This is a genomic window from Allocatelliglobosispora scoriae (genome assembly GCF_014204945.1).
Classification (GTDB): Bacteria; Actinomycetota; Actinomycetes; order Mycobacteriales; family Micromonosporaceae; genus Allocatelliglobosispora; species Allocatelliglobosispora scoriae.
In genome coordinates, this window is record NZ_JACHMN010000001.1 from 1,085,487 (window position 1) to 1,101,274 (window position 15,788).

A 15,788-nucleotide genomic window follows, 5' to 3' on the forward strand; every position below is an offset into this window, starting at 1 on the left:
AAACATTTCAGTCAATGGAGGTCATCGATCGAATCCGCGTCGTCCGTCAGACACGCGCATGGGTGCAGCTATTCGCCGGATGGCCGGGGCGCTGACGATCACGCTCGTGGCAGGACTGATCCACGCGGTACCGGCGCACGCCGGGACCGCCACCACACCGTCGGCCGCGCCGCCGGCCGTGGCCGGGGTCGGCCCCGGCGGCTACGTGGCCCTGCCGCCCGCCCGGCTGCTGGACACCCGAGGCACGACCGGCGGCTTCAACGGGGTGCCGATCGCGGCGGGCGCGACGATCGCGGTGACCGTGGCGGGCGCGGGCGGCGTACCGGCGACGGGAGCGGCGGCCGTGCTGCTCAACGTCACCGCCACGCAGTCCACGGCAGGCGGATACCTGATCGTGCACCCCGACGGCGTGACCCGGCCCAACGCCTCCAACCTCAACTTCACCACCGGGCAGACCGTGCCCAACCTCGTCGCCGCCACCCTCGGCGGCAACGGCAAGGTCAGCTTCTACAACGGGTCCACCGGCACGGTGCACGTCCTCGCCGACGTGGCCGGCTACTTCACCACCGGTACGCCCGGCCCCGGCGGATACGTGCCGCTCTCCCCCGCCCGGGTCCTCGACACCCGGGGCGCCATCGGCGGCTTCAACGGCACCCCGATCGCGCCCGGCGCGACGATCACGGTGACCGTGGCGGGCGCGGGCGGCGTACCGGCGACGGGTGCCGCCGCCGTGCTGATCAACGTGACCGCGACCCAGCCCGCCGCGAGCGGCTACCTCACCGTGCACCCCGACGGCGCGACCAGGCCCAACGCCTCCAACGTCAACTTCTCGGCCGGGCAGACCGTGCCGAACCTCGTCGCCGCCACCCTGGGCGCCAACGGCAGGGTCAGCGTCTACAACGGATCGTCGGGCACCGTGCACGTCCTCGCCGACGCCGCCGGCTACTTCGTCGCGGGCACACCCGCCACCGGCGGCTACACCCCGCTCGCCCCGGCCCGGGTCCTCGACACCCGGGGCACGACCGGCGGGTTCAACGGGGTGCCGATCGCGGCCGGTGCGACGATCCACGTGCAGGTGGCGGGGGTCGGCGGCGTACCGGCGAGCGGAGCGTCGGCCGTCCTGCTCAACGTCACCGCCACGCAGCCGTCGACCGGCGGCTACCTGATCGTGCACCCCGACGGCGTGACCCGGCCCAACGCCTCCAACCTCAACTTCACCGCCAGACAGACCGTGCCCAACCTCGTCGCCGCCACCCTCGGCGGCAACGGGAAGATCAGTGTCTACAACGGATCGTCGGGCACCGTCCACGTGCTCGCCGACGCGGCGGGCTACTTCACCGCCGCGCCCCTCGACGGCGACCCCGCCACCTTCGCGCACGACGCCGACGGCCGCCTCGTCGGCGCGTTCGACGAGACCGGGGCGGCGGCCCGCTACAGCTACGACGCGGCGGGCAACCTCACCGGCATCGTCCGGCTCGCCGCCAACCAGCTCGCCGTCGTCGGCGTCGCCCCGCCGTCGGCCCCCGTCGGCGGCCAGGTCACCATCTCCGGCACCAACTTCGCGAGCAACGCGACGGTCTCGTTCAACGGCACCGCCGCCACCCCGGCCGAAGTGACCCGCAACCGGATCCGGGTCGCCGTCCCCAGCGGCGCCACGACCGGCACGCTGACCGTCACGGCCGGCGGCGGCTCGGTCTCGGCCGGCTCGTTCACCGTCACCCCGATCACCCCGCCGGTGATCTCCTCGATCAACCCGTCGATCGTCAGCAGGGACGGGTCGTTCACCGTCACCGGCAGCGGGTTCGACCCGGTCCCGGGCAACAACGTCGTCTCGCTCGGCGGTACCCGGGCCGTGGTGACCGCCGCGACCGCGACGACGCTGACGGTCTCCGTACCGCCGTTCTCGTCGGCGGGCCGGCTGCGGGTCCGCACCCCGGCGGGCGAGACCGCCTCGACCGGCACCGTCGTCACCGCGCCCGCGCCCTACATCGCCGCCGATGTGGCGACGACGGCACTGCTGACGCCCGAGACCGCCACGGCGGTGCCGGTCGCGGCCGCGCAGAAGGTGTCGGTGGCGATGCTGGAGGCCGCCGCCGGAGCTCGGGTACGCCTGGAGTTCCCCGCCAGCACGTTCGTCACCTGCGCCACCGTACGCGTCTACGCACCCGGTCGGCGGCTGCTGTGGCGCAACGGATGCCTCGCCGCGGGCGCCCAGACCACCGCCTTCTCCGCTCCCGACGCCACGACCTACGAGGTCACCATCGACCCGTCGGGCGACTCGACCGGCTCGCTGACGATCACCCCGCACGTCGTGGCGGCGGACCCGACCGGGCAGGTCGCCATCGACGGCACCGCCGTCACCCTGTCACCCGGCGGCGGGCAGCGGGCGGTCTTCACCTTCACCGGCAGCTCGGGGCAGCGGATCCGCGGCAACGTCACCACCGCCTACCCCGACACCGGCTGCCCGACGATGTGGATCGAGGGTCCCACCGGTTCCCCGGTCCGCCCGAAGACGGTCCACTGCGCCGGGGACATCGACGCCGTTCTGCTGCCGGTCCGCGGCACCTACCGCATCATCGTCGAGCAGCCCACCGGGGTCGCCGGCAGCGCCACGGCGAGCCTGATCGGCGTTGCGCCCGACGCCACCGGCGCGGTCACCCCCGGCGGGCCGGGCGTCACGCTCACCACCACCGCGCCGGGCCAGAACGCCCTGTTCACCATCGCGGCCGCCGCCGGTGACCGGATCTACACCCAGGTCGTCGCGACGCTCGACTCGGGAACCTGCCCCAACCTGGTCCTGCGCGGGCCCGACGGCGCACTGATCCGGACGCCCAGCCGCCAGGTCGGCGCGTCCGGCACCACCTGCTCCGTCGACGCCGACGCGGTCACCCTGCCGGTGGCGGGGACCTACACGCTGCTCGCCGACCCCTACGGCCTCGCCGTGGGCACGCTGCGCGCGACGATCGCGGCGGTCCCGGCCGACCTCGCGGTCGCGGGCGCGATCGACGGGACCGCGCGCCAGCTCACCACCGCGCTCGGCCAAAATGCCAAGATCACCTTCCCGGGTACGCCGGGCCAGCGCCTCTTCGTCCGCTTCAGCACCTCGACGGCGGGCAGCTGCACCGTCGGTGCCACGGTACGGACACCCGGCGGTTCGACCGCCGTCGCCAACAGCTGCCTCGGCTCGGCCGACAGCTTCCTCGACACCACGGCGCTGACCGAGAACGGCACCTACACGCTCACGGTCGACCCGGCCCTCGGCGTCAGCGGGACGACGACGGTGACGCTGGTCGGCGTACCCGCCGATGCCACCGCGACCACGACGGTCGGCGGCGGACCCGCCACCGTGACCACCTCGGTGGGCCAGAACGGGGCCGTGGCCTTCAGCGCGACGGCGGGCCAGCGGGTCTTCCTCGCCATCGACAACACCTATGCCGACATCGGGTACTGCCACCTCTACCAGCTCTTCGGCCCCGGCGACGTCCACCTCAACTCGGCCTGCGTCATCGGACAGGGCGACCTGGACGCGCTCACCCTCCCGACGACCGGCACCTACACCCTGCTGTTCAACCCCGGCGGCGTCGCTTCCGGCAGCACCACCGCCACGGTGACCGCCGTGCCGGCCGACGCCGCCGCGACCACGACCGTCAACGGCAGCCCGGTCACGGTCGCCACCACGGCGATCGGCCAGGAGTCCAACCTGGCCTTCCCGGCGACCGCCGGGCAGCCGGTCCGGGTGGAGATCCGATCGGTGACCTACCCGACCCCGTTCCGGACCCTGGTCAGCCTCATCACGCCCGACAACGTCACGTGGTTCAACACCTACGCCTACGACGGCAACATCGTCGACGTCACGCTGCCCGGCACCGGCACCTACCGGCTGCACGTCAACCCCGGCGCCCGCGACATCGGCGCGATCACCATCGCGGTCGGACCGGTCCCGGCGGTGGCCGCACCCCGCTTCCGGCACCCCAACGGCACCTCCCCCTACGCCGTCGCACCGGCACCACCGGCACCGGCCCGGCCCCGGCCCACCCCCGTCGTCGCGGACACCAGCCTCTCCGGAAGCGTCCGCACCACCGCCGACCAGCCGCTCGCCGACGTGACCCTGCGCATCGAGAACCGGACCACCCGCACCGGCGCCGACGGTAGGTTCACCCTGACAGGCCTGCCCGCCGGTACGCGGTCGCTGCTCATCGACGGCCGTTCCGCGAGCGGCGGCGGTGTCGTCTACGGCGCCTTCCGCACCCCGGTCAGCCTGCTGCCCGGCCAGGACAACCCGCTCGGCTTCACCTCCTACCTCCCGCCGCTGGACACCGCCAACGAGGTGCCGGTGCAGATGCCGCTCGCGGCGGACCTGGTGCTGACCCACCCCGCCGTGCACGGGTTGGAGGTGCACCTGCCCAAGGGCGCCACCGTCTTCGACGCCGACGGGCACCCGGTGACCCGGCTCGGCATCACCCCGATCCAGCTCGCCCGCACCCCGGTGCCGCTGCCGCGCGGGGTGCTCGTACCGATCTTCTACACGATCCAGCCCGCCGGCGGCACCATCGTCGGCGGCCAGGCCCAGGTCTACTACCCGAACTACCGCTACGCCCGCCCGGCCGGAGCCCGCGTACCCTACTGGCACTTCGAGGCCGGGCCGGACGACCTCGGCGGCTGGCGCACCATCGGCAACGGCGTCGTCGAACCGACCGGGCACCAGGTCGTCCCCGACCCCGGTGTCGGTGTCACCGACTTCAACGGCGTGATGATCAATGTACCGAGCCAGCCGGCGTCGACGGGTCCACCGACCACGTGCCCGGCGCGAGCGCAGTGCGCCGACCCGATCGACCTCGCCACCGGCCGCTTCACCGTCACCGAGGACGACCTCGTCGTCGACGATCCCGTGGCGCCGCTCGCCGTCACCCGGGGCTACAGCTCCGGCGACACGGTGGACCGGGCCTTCGGCGTCGGCGGCAACGACCTCTACAGCAGCTTCCTCTCCTCCGCCACCGACGAGCTCACGCCCGACAGCAGCTACTCCGATGTGGAGCTGAACCTGCCCAACGGCAGCCAGGTCCGCTTCACCCGGATCTCGTCCGGCGAGAGCTTCATCGACGCGGTCTTCCAGGCCCAGCAGACCCCGTCGGACCTCTACCACGCGGTGCTGAGCTGGAACGCCGACGGCTGGGACCTCGCCACCCCCGACGGCACCGTCTACGTCTACGGCGACCACCTGCCGCTGCAGGAGATCCACGACCGCCACGGCAACGTCACCAGCATCGTCCGCGACTTCACCGCCGACAGCGGCCGGGGCACCGGCAACGTCGTCGACGTCCGCTCACCCGGCGGGCGCTGGGTGCACTACACCTACGACGGCACCGGCAAGCACGTCACCCGGGTCGACGACAGCGCGGGCCGCACCGTGTCGTACACCTACGACGGCACCGGCCATCTGACCGGCGTCACCGATCCCGGCGGCGGCGTCACCGCCTACACCCACGACGGCGCCGGGCGGGTCGCCACGGTCCGCGACGCCCGCGACCACGTCGTCGCCGCCAACACCTACGACGCGCAGGGCCGCACCACCCGGCAGGTGGCCGCCGACGGCGGTGTCTGGCAGGTGGACTACACGCCGACCGGCGCCGGCCAGGTGACCAGCGCCAAGGTCACCGATCCGGGCGGTCGGATCACCCGCTATGACTTCGACGCCGACGGCTTCCTCGCCACCCTCGCCGAGGCGGTCGGGACGCCGCTCGCCCGGACCACGCAGTACCACCGGCGGGCCGGATCGCACCTGGTGGACCGGGTCACCGACCCGCTCGGCCGGGTCACCGCGATCGAGCACGACGCCGACGGCAACCCGACGTCGATCACCCGCGCCCACGGCACCCCCGCCGCGAGCACGGTCACGATCGCCTACAGCGGCACCGCGCTGCCGGGGCTGCCCAGCGGCGTCACCGACCAACTCGGCCACGCCACCACCCTCGGCTACGACGCCGACGGTGACCTGATCCGCGAGACCGACGCGCTCGGCCACGCCACCGTCACCACCCGAGACCTCCTCGGCCGGATCACCGCGATCGCCGACCCCGCCGGCAACACCCGGCGATTCGGCTGGTCCGACGGTGACCTGGTCACCGTCACCGACCCGCTGGGGCTGATCACGGCCTATGGCGTCGACGCGGCCGGCCGCGATGTCACCGAGCGGGACCCGATCGGTGCGGTGACCAGGACCAGCTACGACGCCCTCGACCGGCCGACCTTGCTCCGCGACGCCCTCGGCGCCACGGTCACGATCGGCTACGACGCCAACGGCAACGTCACCAGCGTCCGCGACGAGCGGGGCAACACGACCCGCTACACCTTCGACCCGATGGACCGGCTCGCCACCAGGACCGACCCGCTCGACCGGGTCGACAGCTACACCTGGAACCTGCTCGGCGAGTCGGCCACCCACACCGACCGGCGCGGCCAGACCACCGTCCACATCCGGGACGCGCTCGGCCGGCTGACCGGCGTCGACTACAACGGATCGATCGCCGACACGTTCGGCTACGACGCCGCCGACCGGCTGACCAGCGCCGCCAGCACCGCACCCGGCGGCCCGGTCACCCGCACCTACGACACCCTCGACCGGCTCGCCACCGAGGTGACACCGCGCGGCACCGTCACCTACGGCTACGACGCGGCCGACCGGCAGACCTCGATGACCGTCACCGGGCAGCCCCCCGTCACCTACGCCTACGACAACGCCGACCGGCTCACCGGCATCACCCGCTCCGGCGCGACCACAACATACGGCTACGACGACGCCGACCGGCGCACGTCACGCGCCTACCCCAACGGGGTCGGCACCGGCTACACCTACGACGCGGCGAGCCGGCTCACCGGGATGGCGCACAAGCGCGGCGCCACCACCCTCGGCGAGCTCGCCTACTCCTACGACCCGGCCGGGCGCCGATCGGCGATCACCGGCAGCTGGGCCGAGGTCGACCTGCCGCAGCCGGTCAGCGGAACCGCCTACGACGCGGCCAACCAGGCGACATCGTGGAACGGCACGCCGATGACGTACGACGCCAACGGCAACCTCACCGGCGACGGGGACGACACCTACACCTGGGACGCCCGGGACCGGCTCGTCGGGGTCAGCGGCTCCACGACGGCGAGCTACCAGTACGACCCGTTCGGTCGGCGTACCCGCAAAGTCCTCAGCTCGACCACGACGGACCTGCTCTATGACGGCGACAGCCCGGTGCAGGAGCTCAGCGGCGGCCTCGTCGTCGCGAACATCCTGCTCGGCGACGATGTGGACGAGGTGATCGCGCGCACCGACGCGAGCGGCACCCGCTATCCGCTCGACGACGCGCTGGGCAGCGTCGTCGCGCTCACCGACGGGGCCGGGGCGGTCGGGACCCGCTACTCCTACGACCCGTTCGGCACCACGACGGCGAGCGGACCGGCGAGCAGCAGCCCGACCGGGTTCACCGGGCGCGACAACGACGGGAACGGGCTCTACCACTACCGCAACCGCTACTACAGCCCGGGAACGGGCCGGTTCATCAGCTCCGACCCGATCGGGTTCGGCGGCGGCACCACCAACCTCTACAGCTACGTCGCCAACGACCCCGTCGACGCCACCGACCCCACCGGCCTGTTCGCCCTAGAGATCATTCCCGCCGCGACGATTCTCGTGATCGCCACGTTGGGACTGCTCGCGATCTATATGGCCCAGCACCCGCCGCCTCGGATGCGGTCCTTCGGGACGACGTCGCCGGCCTATGTGGAGCCGGTGCCCGAATGCGAATCGCCGATGCGGTCCGAGCACGACGCGGGTGGGCTCGACGGCGACATCAGGCGGGCGTTGGAGAACAACAAGCGGCTGACCAAGAAGCAGGAGAAGGCGCTGCGGCGTTGGGAGAAGCGGGAGGAGAAGTTCGAGGCCCAAGCCAACGCCCAGAAGGACCGCTCCAAGAAGAACAAGAAGAACGGCAGCAGCAAACAGTCCCGCAGCAACAAGGGCGGCGGCCGCAAGTAACCGCTCAAAATTCGCGTTGATCAAGGGAAGACTCGCCGCATATCGGACACCCGAGATGGCGAGTCTTCCCTTGATCAACGCGAATATGTGGTCGTTACTCGCGGCCGCTGCTGCGGCGGCCTCGGCGGGACAGGGCGTCCAGGATGACCGCTGCCAGCAGAACCGCTGCGGTGATCATGTAGCGGACCGAGCTGTCCAGGCTCAGCAGGAACATGCCGTTGCTGATCGAGCCCAGGACCAGGCTTCCCAGCAGCGCGCCGTAGGTGCTGCCCCGGCCGCCGAAGAGGCTGACACCACCGATGACCGCCGCCGCGATCGACAGCAGCAGCACGTCGCCCGCACCCGTGGACTGCCCGGCCGAGAAACCGCGCGACGCGATCATGATGCCGCCGAGCGCGGCGAACATCGAGCAGAGCGCGAAGACCGAGATCCGGATCCCGGCGACGTTGAGGCCGGCCCGCCGGGCCGCCTCGGCGTTGCCGCCGACGGCGAAGATCCCCCGGCCGTACCGGGTCCGCCGCAGCACCAGGTCCACGATCGCCACGATCCCGACCAAAATCAACAACGAGAGGGGTACGCCACGAGCACCCCCCAGCACCAGCAGCGTCGCCAGCACGATCACCGCGACCCCGCCGATCCGGACCGCGCTCGCCACCATCGATCGCGTCGGCAGCCCCGCCTTCGTCCGGCGCGCGTGGTCCACCAGCACCGCCGCAGCGTAGGCGGCGATCACCAGGATGCCGATGATCCACCCGGCCGCCGAGGTGAGGAACGTGCTCGACAGCTTCGCGATGAACCCGTCGTAGGGGATGTTGATCGTCCCCTCGGGCTTGAGCACGAAGAGCTGCAAGCCCTGCCAGCCCAGGTTGCCCGCGAGAGTGACGATGAACGCCGGCACCCCCAGCTTGGCGAAGATCCCGCCCTGCAGGCAGCCGATGAGCAGGCCCATCGCGAGCACCAGCAGGATCGCGGGCACGTCGGCGATGCCCTGGCGGACGGTGAGGACGGCGAGGGTCGCGGCACCCAGGCCGGCGACCGAGCCCGCCGACAGGTCGATCTCGCCGAGCAGCAGCACCAGCACGATGCCGACGCTGATGATGCCCGGCCCGACGATCTGCAACGCCAGGTTGGAGAGGTTCTCCGGGGTCAGGAACCGGTCGTTGAGGATCTGGAAGACGGTCCAGATCACGATCAGGCCGATGACGACCGGCCACGCGCCGAGTTCGCCACTGCGTACCCGCCGCTTGACGGCGTCGAGCGGCCCGGCGGCCGGCGGCGTGGCGAGCGGTCCCGCGGCCGGTGGGGCGGCGATGTCGCTCATGCGGTCTCCTCCGGTGTCGCGGCGCCCGACGTGCGGGACTGTCGCCTGGTCACTGCGTTGTCGAGGGCACCGGTGATCGCCTGGACGATCTCCTCCTGACTCGTGGAGTCGGTGCGGAAGGTGCCCGCGTTGCGGCCGAGGCGCAGCACCGCGACCCGGTCGGCAACCGCCTTGACGTCGGCGAGGTTGTGGCTGATCAGGATGACCCCGAGGCCGCGCTGCTTGAGCCGGTCGACGAGGTCGAGCACCTCGGCGGTCTGCGCCACGCCGAGCGCGGCGGTCGGCTCGTCCAGCAGGACCACCGACGGCTCGCCGAGCAGCGACCGGGCGATCGCCACCGACTGCCGCTGACCGCCGGAGAGCCCCGCGACGGGTACGCGCACGCTGGGGATCTTCACGGAGAGGCTCTTGAGCAGCTCGCTCGCCTGCTTCTCCATGTCGATCTCGTTGAGCAGGCCCGTCTGGGTCTTCTCGTGGCCCAGGAAGAGGTTGCCGACCACATCGAGGTTGTCGGCGAGCGCCAGGTCCTGGTAGACGGTGGCGATGCCGAGACCGCTGGCGTCGCCCGGCTTGGTGATGCTGACGGTCTTGCCCTTCCACCGGATCTCGCCGGTGTCGGCGGGGCCGACACCGGCGATCACCTTGATGAGCGTCGACTTCCCGGCGCCGTTGTCGCCGACCAGCGCGACAACTTCACCGGCGTGCACCTCCAGCTCGGCGTCCGTCAAAGCCTGGACGGCGCCGAATCGCTTGGAGATGCCCGACAGGGCGAGCACCGGAACGTCGCTGCTGGTCATGAGATGCCGGCCGCCGTGCAGGCTGCGGCGTACTGCGAGGTGCAGATCTGAGCCACGGTGTAGACGCCGTCCTTGACGATGGTGTCCTTCAGGTTCTCCTTGGTGACCGAGACCGGCGTGAGCAGCACGGACGTGACGTCCTGCGTACCGTTGTTGACCTTGACGGTGACCTCGCCGACGTAGTCTTTGCCGGTCGCCGCCGCGATCGCCATGGCGGCCGCGATCTCGGCCTCCGGCTTGATCGCCTTGTAGACGGTCATGTACTGGTCACCGGCGACGATGCGCTGGATCGCGGCGAGCTCCGCGTCCTGGCCCGTGGTCGGCGGGATGGTGGTGAAACCGCCCGACTTCATCGCGGCGATGGCGCCACCGGCGGTGCCGTCGTTCGCGGCGTACACACCGATGATCTTGTCCTTGCCGAGCGCGGTGATCGCCTGGGTCATCTGATCCTGGGCCTTGTCGGGCGACCAGTCCGGAGTGTCGTACTCCTTGCCGATGTTGACCTTGCCGTCGAGGACCGAGTGCGCGCCGGCCTTGAAGTCGGCGGCGTTCGGGTCGGTCGGCGAGCCGTTGATCATGACGATGTCAGCGCGCTTCGGGTCGCCGCCCTTGGTCAGCACGTCGAGCAGCGCCTGGCCCTGCACCTGGCCGACCTTCTTGTTGTCGAACGAGACGTAGAACGACACCGGGCCGGTCGCGAGCCGGTCATAGGCGACGACCGGTACGTTCTGTCCCTTGGCGTTGGTGACGATGCCACCGGCGGCCTTCGCGTCGACGGCGTCGAGGATGAGCACCTTGGCACCCTGGGTCAGCATCGCCTCGGCCTGCGACTGCTGCTTGGCGCTGTCCTGGTCGGCGTTCTGGTAGAGGACCTCGCACTTGGGGCAGAGTTCCTTCAGCTTCGCTTCGATGAGCGGCTTGTCGAAGGTCTCGTACCGGGTCGTCTTCGACTCCGGCAGCAGCAGACCGATCTTGAAGCCGGCGTCGACGGTCTGCCCGCCGCCGGTCGAACCGCTGTCCTTGTCGTCGGAGCTGCTGCACGCGGATGCCACGAGGGCGAGGCTGAGCAGCCCGCAGGCGGCAGCCATCGATCGTCTAATCTTCCTGTCCATATTGCGTAAATTACACCCATTTACCGGGCCCATGCAGGCAGAACGGATGGACACGCCCTTGATCAATCCGTACGCGATCGCCGCGATGGCGCCCGAGCCACCCAAGATCGCCGCAACTCTTCAAGAGTTGGTGCCCGGGGCGGGCTGCCGACAGTCAGGCTCGGAGACGATGGCGCTGAGTGGCAGGCGAAGGCGCCGCCCGCAACGCCGAGATCATCCCGCCGTTCGGCGCACGATGGGCGCCGCGCTCGGGGCTGGCGCTCACATGATCGCGTTGCTTCCGGGAAGTAGCCCCCTCAACAGTCCACCGAGGGGACAGTTTCCGGGAAACGGCACGATCATGAATGCGGTGAGGGCTGTATTTGCGTCACCAACGTGAGTGGCGCCAACTGCTATCGATGGCAGGCACGTCCCGACGCAATCCTGCTCATAGCGGGCACATAGTGTCGCTACTCGGCCCGCGGCGGGCACAGATCTCGGGCCCCTACGGGCTCCGACCGCGCATGATCGCGCTATTTCCCGGAAGTAGGCCCCTCGGCCTGCTGCTGAGGGGCCTACTTCCGGGAAATAGCGCGATCATGAATCGCTGAGGGGACTGTTTCCCGGAAGCAACGCGATCATGCGCTCCAGTGAGGCAACGCAACACGAACCTTGAGCCCAGCACCGTGCGCGCCCAGGGCTGCTGCCCGGCTCATCGTCACGCTCTTTTGCCCCAGCGCCGCGCACACCCTGCGTCCCGCACACCCTGCGCCTCGCACACCCAGCGCCCCGCACACCCAGCGCCCCGCGGACCTGCGCCCCGCACACCCTGCGCCCCGCACACCCAGCGCCCCGCGGACCTGCGCGCCGCGCACACCCGCGCCCTACGCACCCCACACCCTGCACCCAGCGGACCTGCGCACCGCGCACACCCGCGCCCTGCGCACCGCGCACACCCGCGCCCTGCGCACCGCGCACACCCGCGCCCTACGCAGCGCGTCTTCGTGCTGGACCGGCTCGCGACCGCGCCGGTCACCTCCATCGCCGACCTCATCGACGAACCGGTCCGCGACGCCACCGCGCACACCTTGCGCACCGCGCGCCCATACGTCTCGCGCCACCGCGCCGCACCCTGGGCAACGGCAACGCCCGCGTCCCGCTTTTTAGCACCAACTCTTCAAGAGTTGGTGCTAAAAGCCTCAGCGGGCGCCGACCGTCGTCGCTGAGAGTGCCGCAGCGATGGCCGGCGCGGCTGAACCGACCCGCGCGCCCACCATCGGCCGGTCGCCAGCGGCAGCGGCAGCATCAGCGGCGGCAGCCGGAGCAGGCAGCGGTGCCGGGGCGCCCGGGATCAGGACCGGGCGGCGCCGGGCGGCGAGGTCCTCGACCCAGCCGGTCGCCGCGACCGCCAGCACCGTGAACACCGTGCCCACCGCGAAGATCGGCCCGATCCCCGCGACGAGGAATCCCGCGAAGTAGAGCGCCGGCAGGTGCCAGACGTAGATCGACACGGCCCGCGCGTTGAGTACGTCCACCACTCTGGCGGCTCCCGGTACCCGGTCGAGCCAGGCGAAGCTGGGCCGGATCCGCATCGCGATCAGTACGAAGGCCAGCCCCCAGAACATCTCGGCGACCGGGTCGACGAGGGTGACGCCGTGGGTGTCGGCCCAGACCAGCCCGGTCACGGCGAGCACTGCCGATCCGGCGGCGAGCCAGCCGATCGCCACCCGCTCCAGCAGCCCGGTGTGCCGGGCGAACCCGAGCATCCAGGCGCTGCCGTAGATCGCCACCGACCAGCAGACGTCGCCGATGTGGCCGGTCGTGGGCGGGAGCGTACCGATGCTGATCAGCACCGCCGCCGTCGCGGGGAGCAGCAGGGCGGGGACCGGCCAGCGGCGGAAGGCCCACCACAGCACCGGCGAGATGAGCACGAACCACAGGTAGGCCCGCAGGTACCACAGCGCCATCGCGAAGGGCCCGCCCCAGGTGCTCGACGGCGGGTTGGCGAGCGGGAGCACCCAGTTGACCAGTTCGGTCCATTGCAGTGGCCGCTCGGGGTCGGTGATCCAGCCGTGCAGCAGCATCAGCGGCAGCGCCACCGCGGCGAGCAGCCACAGCGGGGGCAGCAGGCGGCGTACCCGCGAGGTGATGGTTTTGACCGAACCGCCGCGCTCCAGCGAGACGGCCGTGAGGTAGCCGGCGAGCGCGAACATGATCGGCATCGAGGGGAAGACGACCGGGAGCCACGCGAGCCACAGCGAGTGCAGCAGGTAGACCCGCACGATCGCGACGGCACGCAGTGCGTCTAGGTACCGGCTGCGGCGCTGGGGCGACGTTCGCGGGTCTTGGCTCACAGCAGGAAGGGTTACCCCCGAACCTCAAGATTTACTCAGCGCCGGCCCTCCGGCACGCTGCTGACCTGGGCAGAGCCGCCGCTGTAATCCTGCCCACATCCCCGCGCATGATCGCGTCGCTTCCGGGAAGTAGTCCCCTCCGGAGCAGGTCGAGGGGGATGTTTCCCGGAAACAACGCGATCATCAGCGTTCCCGAGCCCGGGCATCGGGCGCTACTGGCGGGACATGGCGATCGTCATCCGGTGGGCGGGGTCGGCCTCGTGGTCGTGGTCGTCGCCACCGGCGTCCAGGCGTACCCAGTGCAGGGTCCCGGTGAACGCGTTCCCGCGAGCGCCGTAGTCGTCGGAGACCGGCGTACCCGTCTCCGACCCCACGTCCACCGTCTCGTCCAGGGAGAAGATGAACGGCTGGGTCTGCTCCACCCGCCCCCGCGCCACCGGCTCGCCGTCGGCGCTGAGCAGCACCTCACCGCCCTTGCCCATCCCGCCGCCGTCATAGGTGAACGCCGCGGCCACCTCGTAGGTGCCGGCCGGGAGCGGCGAACCCGCCCGCACCGTGAACCGCTGCACGCCGAGCAGGTTGTAGCAGTAGGTCAGGACGCCCTCGTGCAGGTAGAGGCTCCAGCCGCCGAACGCGCCGCCCTGCGCGATCAGGACACCCCGGGCGCCGCCCTCCGGCACGGTGATCTTCGCGGTGACCGTGTGCGACTTGTTCTTCAGGTTGAGCACCGAGTTCTCCGACAGCCGCACCATGCCCGGGTAGAGCTGCTGCGACTTCCCCTGGACCAGCTCGGGCCGCCCGGCGCGCTCGGCGTTGAAGCGCTCGGCGGACCGGTCGTCCAGCGGCAGCACGTTGAAGCGCGCGGCCTGGATGAGGAAGAGCCGCTGCAGCTCCCGCAGCTTCTCCGGATGCTCGGCGGCGAGGTTGTGCGCCTGGGAGAAGTCGGTCGACCCGTCGTAGAGCTCCCAGGTGTCGTCGTCGAGCACCGGGTGGCCCATCTCGGCGGCGCTGAGCCACGGCACCTTGTGCATCGTCACCGCGGACCAGCCCTTGTGGTATATCCCCCGGTTGCAGACGAGCTCGAAATACTGCGTCTCGTGGCGCTCGGGGGCACCCGCGTCGTCGAAGGTGTAGACCATGCTGGTGCCGTGCATCGGCTCCTGGGTGACACCGTGCACCTGGACCGGCTCGGGCAGCCCGGCCGCCTCCAGTACGGTGGCCGCCACGTCGATGACGTGGGTGAACTGCGACCGCAGCCCGCCGGCGTCGGTGATCCGGGCGGGCCAGTGCACGAGGGTGGCGTTGCGGGTGCCGCCCCAGTGCGAGGCGGCCTGCTTGGTCCACTGGAACGGCGCGCACATCGCGTGCGCCCAGCCGATCGCGTAGTGGTTGTAGGCGCGGGGGGTGCCCAGGTCGGCGATGTGCTCGCGCATGTACTCCGGTGTCTCCAGCGGGATTTGGTTGAGCAGCATGCTCTCGTTGAGAGAGCCCTGCATCGTGCCCTCGGCGGAGGCGCCGTTGTCGCCGATGATGTAGTAGATCAGCGTGTTGTCGAGCTCCCCCAGCTCCTCGATCGCGTCGACGAGCCGACCGACGTGGTGGTCGGCGTAGGACAGGAACCCGGCGTAGACCTCCATCTCCCGGGCGAGCACCGGCCGCATCTGCGGGTCGGTCTCCTCCCAGGCCGGGATCAGCTCGCTGCGCGCGGTGAGGTCGGTGTTCTCCGGCACCGTGCCCGACGCCTTCTGCCGGGCCAGGGTCTCCGCCCGGACGGCGTCCCAACCCTGGTCGAAGGCTCCTTTATATCTGTCGGCCCACTCGGTGGGCACGTGGTGCGGCGCGTGGGTCGCGCCGGGGGCGAAATACATGAAGAACGGCTTGTCCGGCATGAGCGACTTCTGCGACCGGGCCCAGTCGATGGCCTTGTCGGTCATGTCGGCCATGAAGTGGTAGCCCTCCTCGGGCGTCCGGTCCGGTTCGACCGGGCGGGTCCCTTCGTAGAGGGCCGGGTACCACTGGTTGGTCTCGCCGCCGATGAAGCCGAAGAAGTGCTCCATGCCGTTGCCGGGGGTCGGCCAGTGGTCGAAGGGGCCCATCGGGCTCGACTCCCAGACCGGCACCTCGTGGCACTTGCCGAACTGGCTGGTGGAGTATCCGTTGAGCCGCAGGATCTCGGCGAGCGGCGCGCAGGTGTTGGGCCGCAGC

6 protein-coding genes are annotated in these 15,788 nt (G+C 71.0%); 1 reads left to right on the forward strand and 5 read right to left on the reverse strand.

Features of this window, described 5'->3' with window-relative positions:
• Window positions 1-106: 106 nt before the first annotated feature.
• Complete coding sequence (locus tag F4553_RS04850) at window positions 107-8,020, forward strand: RHS repeat-associated core domain-containing protein (RefSeq protein WP_184832555.1); 7,914 nt, start codon at window positions 107-109, stop codon at window positions 8,018-8,020.
• Between the two features lie 94 nt (window positions 8,021-8,114).
• On the opposite strand, the gene F4553_RS04855 is transcribed toward F4553_RS04850, so the two are convergent.
• The 5 genes from F4553_RS04855 to F4553_RS04875 all read right to left on the reverse strand — a co-directional run bounded on the left by F4553_RS04855 (window position 8,115) and on the right by F4553_RS04875 (window position 15,787).
• Window positions 8,115-9,341 carry a sugar ABC transporter permease gene (locus F4553_RS04855; RefSeq protein ID WP_184832558.1) on the reverse strand — a complete coding sequence of 409 codons (1,227 nt, stop codon included), beginning with the start codon at window positions 9,339-9,341 and terminating at the stop codon, window positions 8,115-8,117.
• Entirely contained in the window at window positions 9,338-10,138 is an 801-nt protein-coding gene (locus F4553_RS04860) for an ATP-binding cassette domain-containing protein (RefSeq protein ID WP_184832560.1), read from the reverse strand. The genes F4553_RS04855 and F4553_RS04860 overlap by 4 nt, the downstream gene beginning before the upstream one ends.
• Window positions 10,135-11,250, reverse strand: a complete 1,116-nt coding sequence (locus F4553_RS04865; RefSeq protein WP_246465816.1) for a sugar ABC transporter substrate-binding protein — start codon at window positions 11,248-11,250, stop codon at window positions 10,135-10,137. Before F4553_RS04865 ends, F4553_RS04860 begins: the two co-directional genes overlap by 4 nt.
• Window positions 11,251-12,428: 1,178 nt before the next feature.
• Window positions 12,429-13,583, reverse strand: a complete 1,155-nt coding sequence (locus tag F4553_RS04870; RefSeq protein WP_184832562.1) for an acyltransferase family protein — start codon at window positions 13,581-13,583, stop codon at window positions 12,429-12,431.
• 212 nt (window positions 13,584-13,795) lie between these two features.
• The gene (locus F4553_RS04875; protein ID WP_312875112.1) at window positions 13,796-15,787 is read right to left on the reverse strand and encodes a sulfatase-like hydrolase/transferase; all 1,992 of its coding nucleotides are present in this window, start codon (window positions 15,785-15,787) and stop codon (window positions 13,796-13,798) included.
• Window position 15,788 lies beyond the last annotated feature (1 nt).

What these genes read in the sequence shown, in the direction of transcription:
- F4553_RS04855 (WP_184832558.1), bottom strand. Translation starts at nt 9,341, where the DNA reads ATGAGCGACATCGCCGCCCCACCGGCCGCGGGACCGCTCGCCACGCCG.
- F4553_RS04860 (WP_184832560.1), bottom strand. Translation starts at nt 10,138, where the DNA reads ATGACCAGCAGCGACGTTCCGGTGCTCGCCCTGTCGGGCATCTCCAAG.
- F4553_RS04865 (WP_246465816.1), bottom strand. Translation starts at nt 11,250, where the DNA reads ATGGACAGGAAGATTAGACGATCGATGGCTGCCGCCTGCGGGCTGCTC.